We start from the raw sequence: 18,491 nt of genomic DNA, 5'->3' as shown, positions 1-18,491 counted from the left end.
CCGTTCAGTGCTGAAAACTTCAGCAGCGCTCCACGCTTCAATTTGCAACCTGTCAAAGGTCATTTACTGGCATTTACATTGCGATAATCCGGCAGGTAGACAAGCACACCCCCTTCACTATGGCGCGCGTTATTCTACGTGAAATCACGCTAAACGGCAGATCAAACCGAGTATCTTTGCGAATATTTTTTCACATTTGTGTCAAGTGGCTGTGAGGCGGCAAAAAATTCCCCCTGGCCACCGGTAACACCGCATTGAGACAGGACCTGCCACTCACTACGACTGCGTACTCCGGTTGCAAAAACCTGGACCGGCATACCCTTGCAGGCCTCCACCAGGCTCTGAACCAGCAGCTGGTTCTCACTGCGTTTTTCAATATTGCGCGACAGTCCCTGGTGTAGCTTGATGACTTCGACGTCCAACTGCTTGATCCAGCTGGTTCCAACCAGCGTTAATCCGGCCTGAACCACGGCGACTTTAATACCTAAAGCGTTAATCAGCCGCATAACCGGCTGCAGGCGGCCGATATATTGACAAACATCTGCCTCTGCAAGTTCAAAAATAATGCGCTGACGTTGCGATTTTTCACACTGCATCAAAGTATCGCGCAGCCAGCGCTGGAATCGAGGACGGATCAGCGACTCCACCGTCACCTGTAAAGCGAGGTTTTCGTCCGGCCAGAAGCCTAAAAATGGCAGCAGCCGCGTGATCTGCAGGCGGTCGTACTCTTCCGCCAGGCCAAACTGCTGCACCATCGGCATATATTCCGCCGCAATCACCTCTTCCGTACCGTCATACAGGCGGGACATCAGCTCACGGTGATGGACGCGACCGTCGCGATTCACCGCGGGCTTCTGATAGAGCCGCGGTCCACCGCGGCTTAGCATCTGTTCAATCAGGGTGCGCCAGCGCACGTTGCCGCGCCCTTTCTCCGGCAGCGAATCGTCATAAACCGCCCAGCTATTGCTCCCCTGCAGAACCGCGTTGCGCGTGGCCGCTTCCGCGCGCTCCATCACCTGAGCCGTGGTCTGTCCGCTGCGGAAGGCGCAAATACCGATATGCATCATGTCATCGCGGTCAAGAATGCGCGTGGGCGGCAGCGCGTCCATCGCCTTCAGCAGCAGCCCGGCGATGCTGTCCGCCTCCTTCTGGGTGCGGTGCGGCAGCAGGACGGCAAAATCGCTGCGGTGATAACGCGCCAGCAGCGCGCCGGGATAGCGCATAATAAAAGTAGAAAGCAGGTTGATGAGCGTGAAGTAATGCTCCTCCGCTGCGGCGCGCCCCCAGTTATCGCGCAGTAAATCGAACTCCGGCAGGCGGATCATCATCACAATGCCGTACGAGCCGACCTTTTCCTGATCTTCCAGCAGCGTGGCAAGCTGGTTATCGAAGAACAGGCGGTTATTGAGGCCGGTTTTGGTGTCCTGAGCGGCATAGGAGCGAATAAGCGTATCCATACGGCTTCGCTGATCGCTGGCAAACTGCAGCTCGGATAGCAGCATATCCAGCGCGCTGCTGGTGCTCACCGGCCATTCGTGCACCGATCCGCGCACCTGAGGCCCGCGCTCGCCGTTAAGGATCCTCGTCGCCCGCAGCTCCAGCAGCTCCTGCCCGGACAGCTGACGACGGATCCAGCGAACGGAAAAAAACATCATCAGCACCATAAAGCCAATGGCGATAGAAAGCGGTGCGGTCACGTGCAGCGAGCGGAAGTAGTTAACCATCGGGTCCAGATAGACCAGATGCAGCGTCATGCCGGGGTGCTTTAGCGACGGGACCGTGATCTCCCGAAACTGGTTATTACTCCCCAGCGGGCGGTAGCTGTCGCTACGCGCGTGGCTGTACACCGATTTGCCGTTAAGGAGAAAATCAACCTGCACAACGTCGACCGGCGTCATCAGCTCATCCATCTGTGGTTCAAGCCGGGCAAAGGATGAAGAGATCAGGCGGTTATCCAGCACCGTCGCTACGGCCTGGACGCGATTCTCCATTTTTTGCTGAATACCGTTATAAAAACTCAGCGACGCGCCAATAAGCGTGACAAAGATAGTCAGGCTGGTAAGCAGCGTGACAAATGCTGAGAATTTCGTCGTTAATCGCATCCCTGTGTTAACTCCGCGTGTGAATGACTGCCCGATGAATATTCGGACTCCGGTACTGGCGCTTTCCCCAAAGTAAGCACTAACTTTTTAAAGTGCGAGGCATACTATCAAAGCTGACGTATCTGGCAATTTATTGCGTTGTATCGGCGTAATAATGCCGATAGCGAGTATAGTCTGCAGAAAAATTTTTCCAATCTTTGTACCAATAAGGACCCGCATATGCAGGCTTTAATATTAGAACAGCAGGATGGCAAAACAATCTCTTCGGTGCAAACCATCGACGCCAGCCGGCTGCCGCAGGGCGATGTGACCGTCGATATTCAGTGGTCCAGCCTCAACTATAAAGACGCGCTGGCGATCACCGGCAGCGGAAAAATCATCCGCAACTTTCCGATGATTCCTGGCATCGATTTTGCCGGTATCGTCCACACCAGCGAAGATCCGCGTTTCCATGCGGGCCAGCAGGTGCTTCTCACCGGATGGGGCGTTGGCGAAAATCACTGGGGCGGCCTGGCCGAGCAGGCGCGCGTGAAAGGCGACTGGCTGGTTGCGATGCCTGAAGGACTGGACGGCCGTAAAGCGATGGCCATCGGTACCGCCGGCTTCACCGCCATGCTGTGCGTGATGGCGCTGGAAGATGCCGGCATTCGTCCCCAGGACGGCGAGGTTGTCGTCACCGGCGCCAGCGGCGGCGTCGGCAGCACCGCGGTCGCCCTGCTGCATCGCCTGGGTTACCAGGTGGTCGCCGTTTCTGGTCGCGAAAGCACCCATGATTATCTGAAAGCGCTGGGCGCGCAGCGGATCGTTGGGCGCGAGGAGTTTGCCGAAACCCGTCCGCTGGAGAAACAGCTGTGGGCCGGTGCGGTCGATACTGTCGGCGATAAGGTGCTGGCGAAAGTGCTGGCACAGATGAACTACGGCGGCTGCGTAGCCGCCTGCGGCCTGGCCGGCGGCTTTGCTCTGCCGACGACGGTGATGCCGTTTATTTTGCGTAACGTCCGCCTGCAGGGCATTGATTCGGTAATGACTCCGCCCGCGCGCCGGGCTCAAGCCTGGCAGCGGCTGGTTGGCGATCTGCCTGAGTCGTTCTATGCGCAAAGCGCGACGGAAATTACGCTCGCCGAAGCGCCGGCCTTTGCCGATAAGATTATGGCTAACCAAATCCAGGGTCGGACGCTGGTGAAAATCGCCTAATATGCAATTTTTCGTGACATATTCGCGATAACTCTCCGCCTCCGTCATGCTTAGGAAAAAGCATGCCGGAGGATGTCATGAAACACAAAAAGCTAACGGAAGCCGACGTCACGGCAGAATCCGTTTTTATGCTGCAGCGTCGCCAGGTTTTGAAAACGCTGGGGATTACCGCAACGGCCCTTTCCCTTTCCCCTACGGCAAAAGCCGATCTTCTCGATTGGTTCAAAGGCCACGACCGCCCTCCCGCGCCGGCGGGCAAAGCGCTGACCTTCGACAAACCCGCCGCATGGCAAAACGCGCTAACGCTCACCCCGGAGGATAAGGTATCCGGCTACAACAACTTCTATGAGTTCGGTCTGGATAAAGCCGATCCGGCGGCCAACGCGGGCAGCCTGCGTACCGATCCGTGGACGCTGACCATCGGCGGAGAAGTTGCTAAACCGCTGACGCTCGATCATCACGATCTGACCACCCGCTTTCCGCTCGAAGAGCGCATTTACCGGATGCGCTGTGTCGAAGCCTGGTCGATGGTGGTGCCGTGGGTTGGCTTCCCGCTGCATAAGCTGCTGGCGCTGGTTGAGCCCACCAGCAGCGCCCGCTACGTGGCGTTTAAAACCATCTATGCCCCCGACCAGATGCCGGGGCAGAAGGATCGCTTCATCGGCGGCGGCCTGGCCTATCCTTATGTCGAAGGCCTGCGCCTGGATGAGGCGATGCATCCCCTCACCCTGCTGAGCGTGGGCGTCTACGGTAAGGCGCTGCCGCCGCAGAACGGCGCGCCGGTGCGCCTGACGGTCCCGTGGAAGTATGGCTTCAAAGGGATTAAGTCGATTGTCAGTATCGAACTCACCCGCGAGCGGCCGCCGACCACCTGGAATCTGGCGGGACCGGATGAATACGGCTTTTACGCCAACGTCAATCCGCATGTCGATCATCCGCGCTGGTCGCAGGCAACGGAACGCTTTATCGGTTCCGGAGGCGTGCTGGACGTCAAGCGCCAGCCGACGCTGCTGTTCAACGGCTATGCTGACGAAGTGGCTTCGCTCTACCGGGGCCTGAATTTGCGGGAGAATTACTAGTGCGCCTGAACGTAAAACAGATTACCTGGCTCAAGGTTATGCTCCATCTGGCCGGGTTTCTTCCCTTTCTCTGGCTATTCTGGGCTGCGCAGCAGGGGTATTTCAGCGCCGACCCGGCAAAGGATATTCAACACTTTACCGGTAGGATGGCTCTTAAATTTCTGCTGGCAACCTTGCTTGTGTCGCCGCTGGCGCGCTACGCTAAACAGCCGCTGTTGATTCGTACCAGGCGCCTGCTGGGACTGTGGTGTTTTGCCTGGGCGACGCTGCACCTGACCAGCTACACGCTGCTGGAACTCGGGATTAACAATCTGGCGCTGCTGGGTTCTGAGCTGGTGAATCGGCCCTATCTGACGCTGGGGTTTATCAGCTGGCTTACCCTGCTGGCGCTGGCGGTCACCTCGACGCAGGCACTGCAGCGAAAATTAGGCCGTCGCTGGCAAACATTGCATAACTTCGTCTATCTGGTGGCGATCCTTGCCCCCATCCACTATCTATGGTCCGTGAAGATATTATCCCCACAGCCGTTGATATATGCCGGGCTGGCGGTTGTGCTTTTGGCGTGGCGTTACAAGAAGTTCCGTCAGTGGTGGCGCTAATCCCCGGATATGTGCAGTTTCCCGCAGATCTTTTATCAACCGCGACTCATTTAACGATAGCGGTTGATAATCTTCCCTGATAAGACCAGTATTTAGCTGCCAAATGCTACGAAATCGTTATAATGTGCGACTTTGGTTTTCCTGGAGGGGTTTTTACGCCCTGAAAAGGTGACAAGCGCGTTTCGAAGGTATATTTTGTTTTTTACCCGAGAATGGCAGGAGATAGCCGCACAATGGCTGACAAGTTTCGCATTTTGCTTTTGAATGGACCCAACCTTAACATGCTTGGTACACGCGAGCCTGAGAAGTACGGCACCCTCAAGCTTTCTGAGATTGTTAACCGTCTGGAATCAGAAGCTGCGGCTCTGAACGTGGCGCTGGATCACCTGCAATCAAACGCGGAGTACGCGTTAATCGACCGAATTCATCAGGCTAAAGACGCTGTCGACTATATCCTGATTAATCCGGCCGCGTTTACGCACACCAGCGTGGCAATCCGCGACGCGCTACTTGCGGTGAGTATCCCGTTTATCGAGATCCACCTGAGCAACGTGCATGCCCGCGAACCATTCCGTCATCACTCTTATCTGTCGGATATCGCCGCAGGCGTTATCTGTGGATTGGGGGCGGACGGTTATTCATACGCTTTACAGACGGCGGTAAAACGCCTGTCACAATCACACTAAACAAAGAGTACGGAACCCACTCATGGATATTCGTAAGATTAAAAAACTGATCGAGCTGGTCGAAGAGTCTGGCATCAACGAACTGGAAATTTCTGAAGGCGAAGAGTCTGTGCGCATCAGCCGCTCAGCTCCGAACACCGGTTATCCAGTGATGCAGCAGGCTTATGCCGCTCCGATGATGCAGGCACAGGCACCTGTTGCCGCAGCACCGGCAGCCGCGCAGGCAGAAGCCCCGGCGAAAGCGGAAATCAGTGGTCACATCGTACGTTCCCCGATGGTCGGTACTTTCTACCGCACCCCGAGCCCGGACGCTAAAGCGTTTGTGGAAATCGGCCAGAAAGTCAACGTGGGCGACACTCTGTGCATCGTCGAAGCAATGAAAATGATGAACCAGATCGAAGCCGACAAAGCCGGCGTGGTGAAAGCCATTCTGATCGAAAGCGGCCAACCGGTAGAATTTGACGAGCCGCTGGTAGTCATCGAGTAACGAGGCGAACATGCTGGATAAAATTGTTATCGCCAACCGTGGCGAGATTGCACTGCGTATCCTGCGTGCCTGTAAAGAACTGGGCATCAAGACCGTTGCTGTACACTCCACTGCGGATCGCGATTTAAAACACGTATTGTTAGCGGATGAGACGGTCTGTATTGGCCCGGCTCCGTCCATTAAGAGCTACCTGAATATCCCGGCGATCATCAGCGCGGCTGAAATCACCGGCGCGGTGGCGATTCACCCGGGCTATGGCTTCCTCTCGGAAAACGCCAACTTTGCTGAGCAGGTTGAACGTTCCGGCTTTATCTTTATCGGCCCGAAGGCTGACACTATTCGTCTGATGGGCGACAAAGTGTCGGCGATTACCGCCATGAAGAAAGCCGGCGTACCAACCGTTCCTGGCTCCGATGGCCCGCTGGGCGACGACATGGACGCTAACCGCGCCCATGCGAAACGCATCGGCTACCCGGTTATCATCAAAGCCTCCGGCGGCGGCGGCGGTCGCGGCATGCGCGTTGTGCGCAGCGATGCCGAGCTGGCGCAGTCCATCTCCATGACCAAAGCTGAAGCGAAAGCCGCTTTCAGCAACGACATGGTGTATATGGAGAAATACCTGGAAAATCCTCGTCATATCGAGATCCAGGTACTGGCTGATGGCCAGGGTAACGCTATCTATCTGGCTGAGCGCGACTGCTCCATGCAGCGTCGTCACCAGAAAGTTGTCGAAGAAGCGCCGGCGCCGGGTATTACTCCGGAACTGCGTCGCTACATCGGCGAGCGCTGCTCCAAGGCCTGCGTCGATATCGGCTATCGCGGGGCGGGTACCTTTGAGTTCCTGTTCGAAAACGGCGAGTTCTACTTCATTGAAATGAACACCCGTATTCAGGTTGAACACCCGGTAACAGAAATGATCACCGGCGTTGACCTGATTAAAGAGCAGCTGCGGATTGCCGCAGGCCAGCCGCTGTCCATCAAGCAGGAAGAAGTTCAGGTGCGTGGCCATGCGGTTGAATGCCGTATTAACGCCGAAGACCCGAATACCTTCCTGCCGAGCCCGGGTAAAATTACCCGCTTCCACGCGCCGGGCGGTTTTGGCGTTCGCTGGGAGTCTCATATCTACGCTGGCTACACCGTGCCACCGTACTATGACTCAATGATCGGCAAGCTTATCTGCTACGGCGAAAACCGTGATGTGGCCATTTCACGCATGAAAAATGCGCTGCAGGAGCTGATCATCGACGGCATCAAAACTAACGTCGATCTGCAGATTCGCATCATGAATGACGAGCACTTCCAGCATGGTGGTACCAATATCCACTATCTGGAGAAAAAGCTCGGTATGCAGGAAAAATAATCCTGCATCGCTGCAAAAGGCCGGATAATCCGGCCTTTTTTCTTTTTCTCTCCCCTCATCTTTTCCATGCGGTACAATCCCCGCTTTCTTCATCCTCCTGGGACTAAAAAATGGACAATCGGTTTGTTCAGGCCCACAAAGAAGCGCGCTGGGCGCTGTGGCTGACCCTTCTCTATCTTGCCGCCTGGCTGGCTGCGGCCTATCTCCCGGACAGCGCTATCGGCATAACCGGGCTGCCGCACTGGTTCGAAATGGCCTGCCTGCTGGTGCCTCTGATATTTATCCTGCTGTGCTGGGCGATGGTGCGTTTCGTATTCCGCGACATTCCGCTGGAGGATAGCGATGCAGCTTGAAATCATCGTCATCCTGATTGCCTATCTGTTCGTGGTCTTCGGCCTGTCGCTTTACGCCATGCGCAAACGCAGCAGCGGCAGCTTTCTCAGCGAGTATTTCCTCGGCAGCCGTTCCATGGGTGGCTTCGTGCTGGCCATGACGCTCACCGCCACCTACATCAGCGCCAGTTCATTTATCGGCGGGCCCGGCGCTGCCTATAAGTACGGGCTCGGCTGGGTGCTGCTGGCGATGATCCAGGTACCGACGATCTGGCTTTCGCTGGGGATCCTCGGGAAGAAATTCGCTATTCTGGCGCGACGCTATAACGCCATCACCCTCAACGACATGCTGCAGGCCCGCTACCAAAGCCGCGCCGTCGTCTGGATCGCCAGCATCAGCCTGCTGGTAGCCTTCGTCGGGGCGATCGCTGTGCAGTTTATCGGCGGCGCGCGCCTGCTGGAGACTGCGGCGGGAATCAAATATGAAAACGGCCTGCTGATCTTCGGGATCACCATTGCTCTGTACACCGCGTTCGGCGGTTTTCGCGCCAGCGTGCTCAATGACACCATGCAGGGTATGGTCATGCTGATCGGCACTATCGTGCTGCTGGTCGGGGTTGTCCACGCTGCGGGCGGTCTGCATCACGCCGTCGATACCTTACAGAAGATAGATCCGCAGCTGGTATCGCCGCACGGCGTAGACGGAATCCTTACTCCGACCTTTATGACCTCGTTTTGGGTGCTGGTCTGCTTCGGCGTTATCGGCCTGCCCCATACCGCCGTACGCTGCATCTCTTATAAAGACAGCAAAGCCGTTCACCGGGGGATCATCATCGGTACCGTGGTCGTCGCGCTGCTGATGTTTGGCATGCACCTCGCGGGTGCGCTGGGCCGCGCGGTTCTGCCGCACCTCACCGTCCCCGATCAGGTGATCCCAACGCTGATGGTCCAGGTGCTGCCACCGTGGGCCGCGGGTCTGTTCCTGGCGGCGCCAATGGCGGCGATCATGTCGAACGTTAATGCCCACTTATTGCAGGCATCGGCTACGATCATTAAAGATCTTTGGCTCAGCGCTCAGCCTGCCAAAAAGCATAATGAGCAAAAGCTGAAAAGGATCTCCACCGCCACCACCCTGGTCATTGGGATCCTGATGATGCTGGCAGCCTGGCGGCCGCCCGAGATGATCATCTGGCTCAACCTGCTGGCCTTCGGCGGTCTGGAAGCGGTGTTCTTATGGCCGCTGGTGATGGGCCTGTACTGGGAGCGCGCTAACGCTACCGGCGCCCTCAGCGCCATGATCGTTGGCGGCGTGCTGTACGCCGTGCTGGCGACATTCAATATTCAGTACCTGGGCTTTCATCCGATTGTGCCCTCGCTGCTGTTAAGCTTGCTGGCTTTTGTGATTGGCAACCGTTTCGGTCAGCCCGTCCCACCAGCCCCTATTATGACTACTGATAAATAAAGAGTTTTGCCATGCCATGGATCCAACTGAAACTGAACACGACCGGCGCACACGCTGAAGATTTAAGCGATGCGCTGATGGAGGCCGGTGCCGTCTCTATCACCTTCCAGGATACCCACGATACGCCGGTATTCGAACCGCTGCCGGGGGAAACCCGCCTGTGGGGCGACACCGACGTGACCGGCCTGTTCGATGCAGAGAGCGACATGAACGAAGTCGTTGCTATCCTTGAGCAGCATCCCCTTCTGGGCGCCGGCTTCGCGCACAAAATCGAGCAGCTGGAAGACAAAGACTGGGAGCGCGAATGGATGGATAACTTCCACCCGATGCGCTTCGGCGAGCGGCTGTGGATTTGCCCAAGCTGGCGTGAAGTGCCGGATGCCAACGCGGTGAACGTGATGCTCGATCCGGGCCTCGCCTTCGGTACCGGTACCCACCCGACGACCTCCCTGTGCCTGCAGTGGCTCGATGGGCTGGATCTGGCGGGTAAAACGATTATTGATTTCGGCTGCGGTTCCGGCATCCTGGCGATTGCTGCCCTGAAGCTCGGCGCGGCTAAGGCCATCGGTATCGATATCGATCCGCAGGCGATTCAGGCCAGCCGCGATAACGCCGAGCGTAACGGCGTCTCGGATCGTCTGGAGCTCTATTTACCTCAGGATCAGCCAGAGGCTCTCAGCGCCGACGTCGTGGTCGCCAACATTCTGGCCGGCCCGTTACGCGAGCTGGCTCCGTTAATCAGCGTCCTGCCCGTTGCAGGCGGTCTGCTGGGCCTCTCCGGGATCCTTGCCAGCCAGGCTGACGGCGTCTGTGAAGCCTACGCCGATCGCTTTAATCTCGACCCGGTGGTTGAAAAAGAAGAGTGGTGCCGGATTACCGGCCAGCGCAAGTAAGCGCGAATGCGGCCTGCGGGCCGCATTTTTGTTTCCAGTAACCGCCGAATGACGTCAAGAAATGGGAGCCAGATCGCATTACGAAGCGCTTTTTTGGCTACAAAAACAGCGTTTTATGCCGCCAATGACCCCATTTTTCTAAGAAAAATAGATAAGTTTTACGATTTTATAATTGGACACAAATTATCCACTTTGCATTAACGCAATGATTAATATGATAATTTATCCATGGTATTTTCGTTACCCCTGGATTCATTGATCTGTGACAGGGGATTGCTCAAAGTTTGGCCTTTCATCTCGTGCAAAAAATGCGTAATATACGCCGCCTTGCAGTCACAGTATGGTCATTTCTTAACTCATGCGCATCGGACACTACCAGCTTAGAAATCGCCTGATCGCAGCACCTATGGCTGGCATTACTGACAGACCATTCAGGACGCTGTGCTATGAGATGGGAGCAGGTTTAACCGTTTCCGAGATGATGTCCTCCAACCCTCAGGTTTGGGAGAGCGACAAGTCCCGTTTACGGATGGTGCACGTTGATGAGCCCGGTATTCGTACCGTGCAAATCGCCGGTAGCGTACCGGAAGAGATGGCCGCAGCCGCCCGTATTAACGTGGAAAGCGGTGCCCAAATTATTGATATTAATATGGGGTGCCCGGCGAAAAAGGTGAATCGCAAGCTCGCAGGTTCAGCCCTCTTGCAGCATCCCGAGCAGGTGAAGTTAATCCTGACGGCGGTCGTCAAGGCAGTGGACGTTCCCGTGACACTCAAGATTCGCACCGGTTGGGAGCCGGAACACCGTAACTGTGTAGAAATTGCCCAACTGGCTGAAGAGTGTGGCATTCAGGCTCTGACTATTCACGGACGCACGCGCGCCTGTTTGTTTAACGGAGACGCTGAATACGACAGTATTCGGGCAGTTAAGCAGAAAGTTTCCATTCCGATTATCGCGAATGGTGACATTACTGACCCGCTTAAAGCCAGAGCTGTGCTCGACTATACGGGGGCTGATGCCCTTATGATAGGCCGCGCAGCTCAGGGAAGACCCTGGATCTTTCGGGAAATCCAGCATTATCTGGACACTGGAGAGCTGCTGCCCCCCCTGCCGTTGGCAGAGGTTAAGCGCTTGCTTTGCGCTCACGTTCGGGAATTGCATGACTTTTACGGTCAGGCAAAAGGGTACCGAATTGCGCGTAAACACGTTTCCTGGTATCTCCAGGAGCACGCTCCAAATGACCAGTTTCGGCGCACATTCAACGCCATAGAGGATGCCAGCGATCAGCTGGAGGCGTTGGAGGCATACTTCGAAAATTTTGCGTAAACAGAAATAAAGAGCTGACAGAACTATGTTCGAACAACGCGTAAATTCTGACGTACTGACCGTTTCTACCGTTAACTCTCAGGATCAGGTAACTCAAAAGCCCCTGCGTGACTCGGTTAAACAGGCACTGAAGAACTATTTTGCTCAACTGAACGGTCAGGACGTTAGTGACCTGTATGAGCTGGTACTGGCTGAAGTAGAACAGCCCCTGTTGGACATGGTGATGCAATACACCCGCGGTAACCAGACCCGTGCTGCCCTGATGATGGGCATCAACCGCGGTACGCTGCGTAAAAAATTGAAGAAATACGGCATGAACTGATACTAGTCAGTTAATTGCTTGAATAAAAGGCGCTCTTCGGCATGGGGAAGCGCCTTTTTACTGCCTCGCGTTTCCCCCCTTCCCGCAGCAGACTGCTAACCCCTCTGAGCTAGCTCGTCGTCCGACGACTCGGTACACAGAGCATCGACATAATATTATCCACCAGCAGCGGCGCCTGCTGATAGAGATCGAATCGCTGCGGCGCCATTAGCCAGTTTTTAATAATACCGCTAAAAGATCCGTGTAATATAATTAACGTTAATTCAATATTTGTTTCCGCAGGTAATAAACGGTTACGGATACACTCAGCTAAAATCTCGCGAATAGTGGGATAGCTAAACCCAATTTTTTGCCGAATATCCTGTTCAGACATCATGTCGCAGGCAAACTCGCATTTATGATAGAGAATCTGCATCAGGTCGCGCTGCCGCGGATCCTCGGCAATATACTGCAGGCCGCGGATAAATTTCTCTCTTAAATGATGCAGAAGATCGCTTGCGGATATTTGTGATGCCGGCGGTGGAAGAAGCTCTCGCAGCGGGAGCTGCTGCTGCCACATTTCATTAAACAGCTGTGACTTGCTCGAGAAATGCCAGTATATCGCTCCGCGGGTTACGCCGGCGGCATCGGCGATGTCCGTAAGCGTCGTGTTCGCCACCCCGCGCAGCGCAAACTGCCGGATGGCTGCGTCAATCAGCAGCTGGCGCGTGCGTAGCGCCTCTTCTTTTGTTTTTCTGACCATACATTGCTTCACCTGCTGCCGAACAGCGGAATAGTGGGAGTATTGAGACGGGATTAAATCTAGCATTCTCTAATTAATATTACTTAGCAAAAAGGGAGATATTCCCCCTTGAGATATCACGCCCAACTAATGCATATAAAGAATGAATAAGTAATAATACATTCACATGACAAATGTTATTAAGCTCGTTGTTAATAATAAGGTCATTCTTAAAATATAAATTCGCATTTTTTTGTTTTTGCGTGCCCTTGCGTTACTCCAAAAATAACTATTCCTTACATCCACCGATGTTTATTTGTAGGATACCGGTCTGCTTTTTTATTCTCTATTTCTTTCACAGGTTCGTAGCCGAACAGGGTGCGGAATCTATAAGGAACGGTAATGACGAGTCACGCCAGGGTTACACTTTTATCCAGCCTAATTATCACAGCGCTCCTGCTCACCGGCTGTGATAATTCAAACAGCGGGCAGCCGCCGGCACAAATACCGCAGGTCACCGTCCATGTTGTCAGCAGCGAACCGCTATCCGTCACCACGGAGCTGCCGGGCCGCACGTCGGCATTTCGCGTCGCGGAGGTTCGTCCTCAGGTCAGCGGGATCGTCCTGCAACGCAGCTTTATTGAGGGGAGCGACGTAAAGGCGGGCCAGCCGCTCTATCAAATTGACCCGGCGACCTATCAGGCCGCCTACAGCAGCGCGAAGGGTGATGAGGCTAAAGCCGTCGCGGCAGCCACCATCGCGCACCTCACGGTTAAGCGCTATCTTCCTCTGCTCGGGACGCAGTACATCAGCCGCCAGGAGTACGATCAGGCGCTGGCAACGGCCAGCCAGGCCGATGCCGACGTGATGGCGGCAAAAGCGGCGGTCGAAAGCGCGCGCATTAATCTTGCCTATACCAAAGTCACCTCGCCTATCGTCGGACGTATCGGTAAATCCAGCGTCACCGAGGGCGCTCTGGTCACCAACGGCCAGGCCGAGGCGATGGCCACAGTCCAGCAGCTTGACCCCATTTACGTCGACGTCACTGAATCCAGCAGCGATTTTATGCACCTCAAGCAGCAGAGCCTGCAGCGCGGCAGCGATATGCAGAACGTTCAGCTGGTCATGGAAAATGGCCAGCCTTACCCGCTCAAGGGCTCTTTGCAATTCTCCGACGTGACGGTAGATGAAAGCACTGGCTCCATCACCCTGCGCGCCATCTTCCCAAACCCGCAGCACAGCCTGCTGCCGGGGATGTTCGTCCGCGCCCGCATCGATGAAGGCGTGGATCCGCAGGCGATTCTGGTGCCGCAGCAGGGGGTAACCCGCACGCCGCGCGGTGATGCCACCGTCATGCTGGTCAACGACCACGGCCAGGTTGAAACCCGCGACGTTATTGCATCCCAGGCAATCGGCGATCGTTGGTTGATAACCCGCGGCCTGCAAAGCGGTGACAAAGTTGTCATCAGCGGCCTGCAGAAGGTTCACCCGGGTACGACGGTGAAGGCCACAGAGGATACCGCGGCACCCGTCGCACAATAAGGTATGAATCACTATGTCTAAGTTTTTTATCCATCGCCCGGTATTCGCCTGGGTACTGGCGATCATTATGATGATTGCCGGCGGCCTCGCGATTATGCAGCTGCCCATTGCGCAGTATCCGACAATTGCTCCTCCGGCCGTTGCCGTATCCGCCACCTATCCCGGCGCCGATGCTCAGACCGTACAGGATACCGTGACGCAGGTTATCGAACAGAACATGAACGGTATCGACAACCTGATGTATATGTCCTCCACCAGTGACTCTGCAGGCGGCGTCACCATCACGCTGACCTTCCGGTCAGGTACCGATCCGGATATTGCCCAGGTCCAGGTACAAAACAAGCTACAGCTTGCTACGCCGCTGCTGCCGCAGGAGGTGCAGCAGCAGGGGATTAGCGTCGAGAAATCCAGCAGCAGCTTCCTGTTGGTTGCAGGCTTCATTTCCGATAATCCCAATACCGCTCAGGATGATATCTCTGACTACGTCGCCTCAAACGTCAAGGATTCGATTAGCCGTCTCAACGGCGTTGGCGATGTGCAGCTGTTTGGCGCCCAGTACGCGATGCGCGTGTGGCTTGATAGTAATCTGCTGAATAAATATAACCTGACGCCGGTCGACGTCATCAACCAGCTGCAGGTACAAAACGATCAGATTGCCGCCGGTCAGCTTGGAGGAACGCCGGCGGTGGCGGGCCAGCAGCTGAACGCCTCGATCATCGCGCAAACCCGCCTGAAGGATCCGCAAGAGTTTGGCAAGGTAACGCTGCGGGTGAACGCCGACGGTTCGGTGGTCCATCTGAAAGACGTCGCGCGTATCGAGCTGGGCGGCGAAAACTACAACGTGGTGGCGAAAATTAACGGTAAGCCGGCTTCCGGCCTCGGGATTAAGCTCGCAACCGGCGCCAATGCCCTTGATACCGCAGCGGCGATTAAGGCAAAGCTTGCCGAGCTGCAGCCCTATTTCCCGCAGGGGATGAAGGTTGTCTATCCGTACGACACCACGCCGTTTGTGAAAATATCGATTCACGAGGTGGTCAAAACGCTGTTTGAAGCCATCGTCCTCGTGTTCCTCGTGATGTATCTGTTCCTGCAGAATATACGCGCAACGCTCATTCCCACCATCGCAGTCCCGGTTGTTTTACTCGGGACCTTTGCGGTGCTTTCCGCATTCGGCTACTCCATTAATACCCTGACGATGTTCGGCATGGTGCTGGCGATAGGGCTGCTGGTAGATGACGCTATCGTAGTGGTGGAAAACGTCGAGCGCGTGATGGTGGAAGAGAGGCTTTCGCCGAAGGAAGCGACCGAAAAGTCCATGTCGCAAATTCAGGGCGCCCTCGTTGGCATCGCGATGGTGCTGTCAGCGGTGTTTGTACCCATGGCCTTCTTTGGCGGCTCCACGGGCGCCATTTATCGTCAGTTCTCTATCACCATCGTCTCGGCCATGGCGCTCTCCGTGCTGGTTGCGCTGATCCTGACGCCGGCGCTGTGTGCCACCTTGCTAAAGCCTTCTTCCGCCAACCATGATGAAAAGAAAGGCTTTTTCGGTTGGTTCAACGCCAGGTTCGACAGCAGCGTTAACCACTACACCAACAGCGTCAGCAGGATCCTTCGCTGTACCGGACGCTACCTGGCTATCTATTTGCTCATCGTCGTGGGGATGGCCGTGCTCTTTATGCGTCTGCCAACCTCCTTCCTGCCGGATGAAGATCAGGGCGTGTTTATGACCATGCTCCAGCTGCCTTCCGGCGCTACGCAGGAGCGAACGCAGAAAGTGCTGGATACCGTTACCGACTACTATCTGCATAATGAAAAGGCCAACGTCGAGAGCGTCTTTACCGTCAACGGCTTTAGCTTCAGCGGTCAGGGGCAAAACTCCGGCATGGCCTTCGTCAGCCTTAAACCGTGGGAACAACGCAGTGGAGCAGAGAACGGCGTGGAGGCGATTATCAAACGAGCCACCGTTGCATTCAGCCAGATTAAGGACGCCATGGTCTTCCCGTTCAATCTGCCGGCCATTATCGAACTCGGTACCGCAACGGGTTTTGACTTTGAGCTTGTCGATCAGGGCAACCTCGGCCATAGCGTACTAACCCAGGCGCGTAATCAGCTGCTGGGCATGGTCAGGCAGCATCCGGACCAGCTGGTGCGCGTGCGGCCAAACGGGCTGGAGGATACGCCGCAGTTTAAGCTCGACGTAGATCAGGAGAAGGCCCAGGCGCTCGGGATTTCATTAGCGGATATCAACGAAACGATTTCTGCCGCCCTCGGCGGGTACTACGTTAACGATTTCATCGACCATGGTCGGGTGAAAAAGGTTTACGTTCAGGCTGATGCGCATTTCCGTATGCTGCCGAATGATATCAATAATATGTATGTGCGCAGCGCCAACGGTGAAATGGTGCCGTTCTCGTCGTTCGTCACGTCGCGCTGGGTCTATGGCTCTCCGCGACTTGAGCGTTACAACGGCTTGCCTTCGATGGAAATTCTCGGCGAGGCCGCGCCGGGTAAAAGTACCGGGGACGCAATGATCCTGATGGAGCAGTTGGCCAGCAAGCTGCCGACCGGTATCGGTTACGACTGGACGGGAATGTCCTATCAGGAACGGCTCTCCGGCAACCAGGCGCCTGCGCTCTACGCCATCTCCCTGATTGTTGTCTTCCTGTGCCTCGCCGCGCTCTATGAGAGCTGGTCAATCCCCTTCTCGGTGATGCTGGTCGTGCCCTTAGGGGTTGTTGGGGCGTTGCTGGCGGCATCGCTTCGTGGGCTCAATAATGATGTCTATTTCCAGGTCGGCTTATTAACCACGATTGGCTTATCGGCAAAAAATGCCATTCTGATCGTCGAGTTTGCTAAAGATCTTATGGATAAAGAAGGCAAAGGGATTATCGAGGCGACGCTCGAGGCATCGCGTATGCGCCTGCGTCCGATCCTCATGACATCATTAGCCTTTATACTCGGGGTGCTGCCTTTAGTTATTAGCCATGGCGCCGGAAGCGGGGCGCAAAATGCGGTGGGCACCGGCGTGATGGGCGGGATGTTAACCGCTACGCTGCTGGCAATCTTCTTCGTACCGGTATTTTTCGTGGTGGTAAGGGGCCGCTTTACCCGACGCGAGAAGTAGCGTATCTCCTCCTCAAAGGCGCCGCGCTGGCGCCTTTTTTATTACTATTATTCAATTAGTTAAATTAAATTTACTATATTCAATAATGATAAGATCGGCAGCCCCTGCCTTTATTTCGTTATTTTGTTCTACATCTTTTCTACGCAATTCCCCGCTTATCTCCATGACATTTACGTAGCTCATAAATTGAGATAATTTCCTCTATCAGGCCTCTGTATCAGCGATGGTAAAATAGGCTATTCCGTCGTGTATCTCACCCGATGCAGTAAAACGGACTATTCAGAGGTAATATCATGAAGAAATTTATTTTAGTGACGCTGCTGGCAACTTTACTCGCCGGCTGCGCGCATGACTCTCCCTGCGTGCCGGTCTACGATTCTGAAGGCAGGCTAGTTCATACCAACACCTGCATGAAAGGCACGACTCAGGATAACTGGGAAACGGCTGGGGCAATTGCCGGCGGCGCGGCGGCAGTGGCTGGATTAACGCTGGGAATTGTAGCGCTGACCCGTTAATCATTACCGTTCCACTGGATTGGGTTTACTCTCCAGTGAGAGAACGGATATAAATAAGGGTCGGGTCGCGAGACCGGGCCCTTTTTCGTGGACGACAGGGTATGAAAACCGCGCTATGAGCGCAGAAATACGCCGCTCGCCGGTATTCCAGGCCGTTCTACAGCAGCTTAGGCCGCCGTTTATCGGTAAGCTGCGTCATTAAATAGCAGACAAGCAAAAAGGCCCAGTCTTTCGACTGGGCCTTCTGCTTTATTTGATGCCTGGCAATTCCCTACTCTCACATGGGGAGACCCCACACTACCATCGGCGCTACGGCGTTTCACTTCTGAGTTCGGCATGGGGTCAGGTGGGACCACCGCGCTCTTGTCGCCAGGCAAATTCTTTAAAATACTGTTTTCTAACTTAAAAACTGGTGCTGATACCCAGAGTCGAACTGGGGACCTCACCCTTACCAAGGGTGCGCTCTACCAACTGAGCCATATCAGCACGCTTAATTTGGTACCGGGCATAATTTTCGGGCCGTTGCTGTGCAACGTTCAAAAGCGTTCGCTTTTGTCCTACTCTCTGTCGAGTAGTGAACTGCCTCGAAAGTCAGTGCCATACTACTAATTTGATGCCTGGCAGTTCCCTACTCTCACATGGGGAGACCCCACACTACCATCGGCGCTACGGCGTTTCACTTCTGAGTTCGGCATGGGGTCAGGTGGGACCACCGCGCTATTGCCGCCAGGCAAATTCTGTTACCAACA

At 55.2% G+C, this 18,491-nt stretch carries 16 protein-coding genes, 1 tRNA gene and 2 rRNA genes; 14 read left to right on the top strand and 5 right to left on the bottom strand.

Annotation, left to right across the window (positions count from 1 at the left end; translation table 11 throughout):
- Window positions 1-161: 161 nt before the first annotated feature.
- Window positions 162-2,102, bottom strand: a complete 1,941-nt coding sequence (csrD, locus tag HCK03_RS02240; protein ID WP_167691080.1) for an RNase E specificity factor CsrD — start codon at window positions 2,100-2,102, stop codon at window positions 162-164.
- 219 nt (window positions 2,103-2,321) lie between these two features.
- Here csrD and acuI point away from each other — a divergent pair, with 219 nt between their 5' ends.
- The 11 genes from acuI to fis all read left to right on the top strand — a co-directional run bounded on the left by acuI (window position 2,322) and on the right by fis (window position 11,840).
- Window positions 2,322-3,296 carry an acrylyl-CoA reductase (NADPH) gene (acuI, locus tag HCK03_RS02235; protein ID WP_115191774.1) on the top strand — a complete coding sequence of 325 codons (975 nt, stop codon included), beginning with the start codon at window positions 2,322-2,324 and terminating at the stop codon, window positions 3,294-3,296.
- Window positions 3,297-3,373: 77 nt separating this feature from the next.
- The gene (gene msrP, locus HCK03_RS02230) at window positions 3,374-4,375 is read left to right on the top strand and encodes a protein-methionine-sulfoxide reductase catalytic subunit MsrP (RefSeq protein WP_041147463.1); all 1,002 of its coding nucleotides are present in this window, start codon (window positions 3,374-3,376) and stop codon (window positions 4,373-4,375) included.
- Entirely contained in the window at window positions 4,375-4,974 is a 600-nt protein-coding gene (gene msrQ, locus HCK03_RS02225) for a protein-methionine-sulfoxide reductase heme-binding subunit MsrQ (RefSeq protein WP_115191773.1), read from the top strand. Before msrP ends, msrQ begins: the two co-directional genes overlap by 1 nt.
- Before the next feature lie 233 nt (window positions 4,975-5,207).
- Entirely contained in the window at window positions 5,208-5,660 is a 453-nt protein-coding gene (aroQ, locus tag HCK03_RS02220; RefSeq protein WP_041147465.1) for a type II 3-dehydroquinate dehydratase, read from the top strand.
- Window positions 5,661-5,682: 22 nt separating this feature from the next.
- Window positions 5,683-6,147 carry an acetyl-CoA carboxylase biotin carboxyl carrier protein gene (accB, locus tag HCK03_RS02215; RefSeq protein WP_041147466.1) on the top strand — a complete coding sequence of 155 codons (465 nt, stop codon included), beginning with the start codon at window positions 5,683-5,685 and terminating at the stop codon, window positions 6,145-6,147.
- Between the two features lie 10 nt (window positions 6,148-6,157).
- Window positions 6,158-7,507 (top strand): acetyl-CoA carboxylase biotin carboxylase subunit, encoded by a 1,350-nt coding sequence (gene accC / locus HCK03_RS02210; protein WP_041147467.1) that lies wholly within the window; start codon window positions 6,158-6,160, stop codon window positions 7,505-7,507.
- A gap of 110 nt (window positions 7,508-7,617) precedes the next feature.
- Window positions 7,618-7,860 (top strand): YhdT family protein, encoded by a 243-nt coding sequence (locus HCK03_RS02205; protein ID WP_041147468.1) that lies wholly within the window; start codon window positions 7,618-7,620, stop codon window positions 7,858-7,860.
- Complete coding sequence (panF, locus tag HCK03_RS02200; protein WP_076946530.1) at window positions 7,850-9,301, top strand: sodium/pantothenate symporter; 1,452 nt, start codon at window positions 7,850-7,852, stop codon at window positions 9,299-9,301. The genes HCK03_RS02205 and panF overlap by 11 nt, the downstream gene beginning before the upstream one ends.
- 11 nt (window positions 9,302-9,312) lie before the next feature.
- Window positions 9,313-10,194 (top strand): 50S ribosomal protein L11 methyltransferase, encoded by an 882-nt coding sequence (prmA, locus tag HCK03_RS02195; RefSeq protein WP_041147470.1) that lies wholly within the window; start codon window positions 9,313-9,315, stop codon window positions 10,192-10,194.
- A 358-nt stretch (window positions 10,195-10,552) separates the two neighbouring features.
- Window positions 10,553-11,518 carry a tRNA dihydrouridine synthase DusB gene (gene dusB / locus HCK03_RS02190; protein ID WP_041147471.1) on the top strand — a complete coding sequence of 322 codons (966 nt, stop codon included), beginning with the start codon at window positions 10,553-10,555 and terminating at the stop codon, window positions 11,516-11,518.
- Between the two features lie 25 nt (window positions 11,519-11,543).
- Window positions 11,544-11,840 (top strand): DNA-binding transcriptional regulator Fis, encoded by a 297-nt coding sequence (gene fis, locus HCK03_RS02185; protein ID WP_003855228.1) that lies wholly within the window; start codon window positions 11,544-11,546, stop codon window positions 11,838-11,840.
- A 109-nt stretch (window positions 11,841-11,949) separates the two neighbouring features.
- Here the strand turns inward: fis and envR are convergent, their stop codons facing one another.
- On the bottom strand, window positions 11,950-12,582 hold the full coding sequence (envR, locus tag HCK03_RS02180) for an acrEF/envCD operon transcriptional regulator (RefSeq protein WP_167691079.1): 633 nt from the start codon (window positions 12,580-12,582) through the stop codon (window positions 11,950-11,952).
- Between the two features lie 381 nt (window positions 12,583-12,963).
- Between envR and HCK03_RS02175 the strand changes: the two genes are divergently transcribed.
- The 3 genes from HCK03_RS02175 to HCK03_RS02165 all read left to right on the top strand — a co-directional run bounded on the left by HCK03_RS02175 (window position 12,964) and on the right by HCK03_RS02165 (window position 17,742).
- Complete coding sequence (locus tag HCK03_RS02175) at window positions 12,964-14,103, top strand: efflux RND transporter periplasmic adaptor subunit (protein WP_167691078.1); 1,140 nt, start codon at window positions 12,964-12,966, stop codon at window positions 14,101-14,103.
- Between the two features lie 13 nt (window positions 14,104-14,116).
- On the top strand, window positions 14,117-17,227 hold the full coding sequence (locus HCK03_RS02170) for an efflux RND transporter permease subunit (RefSeq protein ID WP_167691077.1): 3,111 nt from the start codon (window positions 14,117-14,119) through the stop codon (window positions 17,225-17,227).
- A gap of 293 nt (window positions 17,228-17,520) precedes the next feature.
- Window positions 17,521-17,742: a lipoprotein gene (locus tag HCK03_RS02165; RefSeq protein WP_041147475.1), complete on the top strand. Its 222-nt coding sequence runs from the start codon at window positions 17,521-17,523 to the stop codon at window positions 17,740-17,742.
- A 258-nt stretch (window positions 17,743-18,000) separates the two neighbouring features.
- On the opposite strand, the gene rrf (HCK03_RS02160) is transcribed toward HCK03_RS02165, so the two are convergent.
- From rrf (HCK03_RS02160) to rrf (HCK03_RS02150), 3 genes are all read right to left on the bottom strand, one after another.
- Window positions 18,001-18,116, bottom strand: a 5S ribosomal RNA gene (gene rrf, locus HCK03_RS02160).
- Between the two features lie 36 nt (window positions 18,117-18,152).
- A tRNA-Thr gene (locus tag HCK03_RS02155) sits at window positions 18,153-18,228 on the bottom strand.
- A 129-nt stretch (window positions 18,229-18,357) separates the two neighbouring features.
- A 5S ribosomal RNA gene (gene rrf, locus HCK03_RS02150) occupies window positions 18,358-18,473 on the bottom strand.
- Between the last annotated feature and the right edge of the window lie 18 nt (window positions 18,474-18,491).

It is taken from the genome of Klebsiella terrigena, assembly GCF_012029655.1.
Classification (GTDB): Bacteria; Pseudomonadota; Gammaproteobacteria; order Enterobacterales; family Enterobacteriaceae; genus Klebsiella; species Klebsiella terrigena.
The sequence above is the reverse complement of the archived record's forward strand: the minus strand, read 5'-3'. Positions and strand labels throughout refer to the sequence as shown.

What these genes read in the sequence shown, in the direction of transcription:
- csrD (WP_167691080.1), bottom strand. Translation starts at nt 2,102, where the DNA reads ATGCGATTAACGACGAAATTCTCAGCATTTGTCACGCTGCTTACCAGC.
- acuI (WP_115191774.1), top strand. Translation starts at nt 2,322, where the DNA reads ATGCAGGCTTTAATATTAGAACAGCAGGATGGCAAAACAATCTCTTCG.
- msrP (WP_041147463.1), top strand. Translation starts at nt 3,374, where the DNA reads ATGAAACACAAAAAGCTAACGGAAGCCGACGTCACGGCAGAATCCGTT.
- aroQ (WP_041147465.1), top strand. Translation starts at nt 5,208, where the DNA reads ATGGCTGACAAGTTTCGCATTTTGCTTTTGAATGGACCCAACCTTAAC.
- accB (WP_041147466.1), top strand. Translation starts at nt 5,683, where the DNA reads ATGGATATTCGTAAGATTAAAAAACTGATCGAGCTGGTCGAAGAGTCT.
- accC (WP_041147467.1), top strand. Translation starts at nt 6,158, where the DNA reads ATGCTGGATAAAATTGTTATCGCCAACCGTGGCGAGATTGCACTGCGT.
- HCK03_RS02205 (WP_041147468.1), top strand. Translation starts at nt 7,618, where the DNA reads ATGGACAATCGGTTTGTTCAGGCCCACAAAGAAGCGCGCTGGGCGCTG.
- panF (WP_076946530.1), top strand. Translation starts at nt 7,850, where the DNA reads ATGCAGCTTGAAATCATCGTCATCCTGATTGCCTATCTGTTCGTGGTC.
- prmA (WP_041147470.1), top strand. Translation starts at nt 9,313, where the DNA reads ATGCCATGGATCCAACTGAAACTGAACACGACCGGCGCACACGCTGAA.
- dusB (WP_041147471.1), top strand. Translation starts at nt 10,553, where the DNA reads ATGCGCATCGGACACTACCAGCTTAGAAATCGCCTGATCGCAGCACCT.
- fis (WP_003855228.1), top strand. Translation starts at nt 11,544, where the DNA reads ATGTTCGAACAACGCGTAAATTCTGACGTACTGACCGTTTCTACCGTT.
- envR (WP_167691079.1), bottom strand. Translation starts at nt 12,582, where the DNA reads ATGGTCAGAAAAACAAAAGAAGAGGCGCTACGCACGCGCCAGCTGCTG.
- HCK03_RS02175 (WP_167691078.1), top strand. Translation starts at nt 12,964, where the DNA reads ATGACGAGTCACGCCAGGGTTACACTTTTATCCAGCCTAATTATCACA.
- HCK03_RS02170 (WP_167691077.1), top strand. Translation starts at nt 14,117, where the DNA reads ATGTCTAAGTTTTTTATCCATCGCCCGGTATTCGCCTGGGTACTGGCG.
- HCK03_RS02165 (WP_041147475.1), top strand. Translation starts at nt 17,521, where the DNA reads ATGAAGAAATTTATTTTAGTGACGCTGCTGGCAACTTTACTCGCCGGC.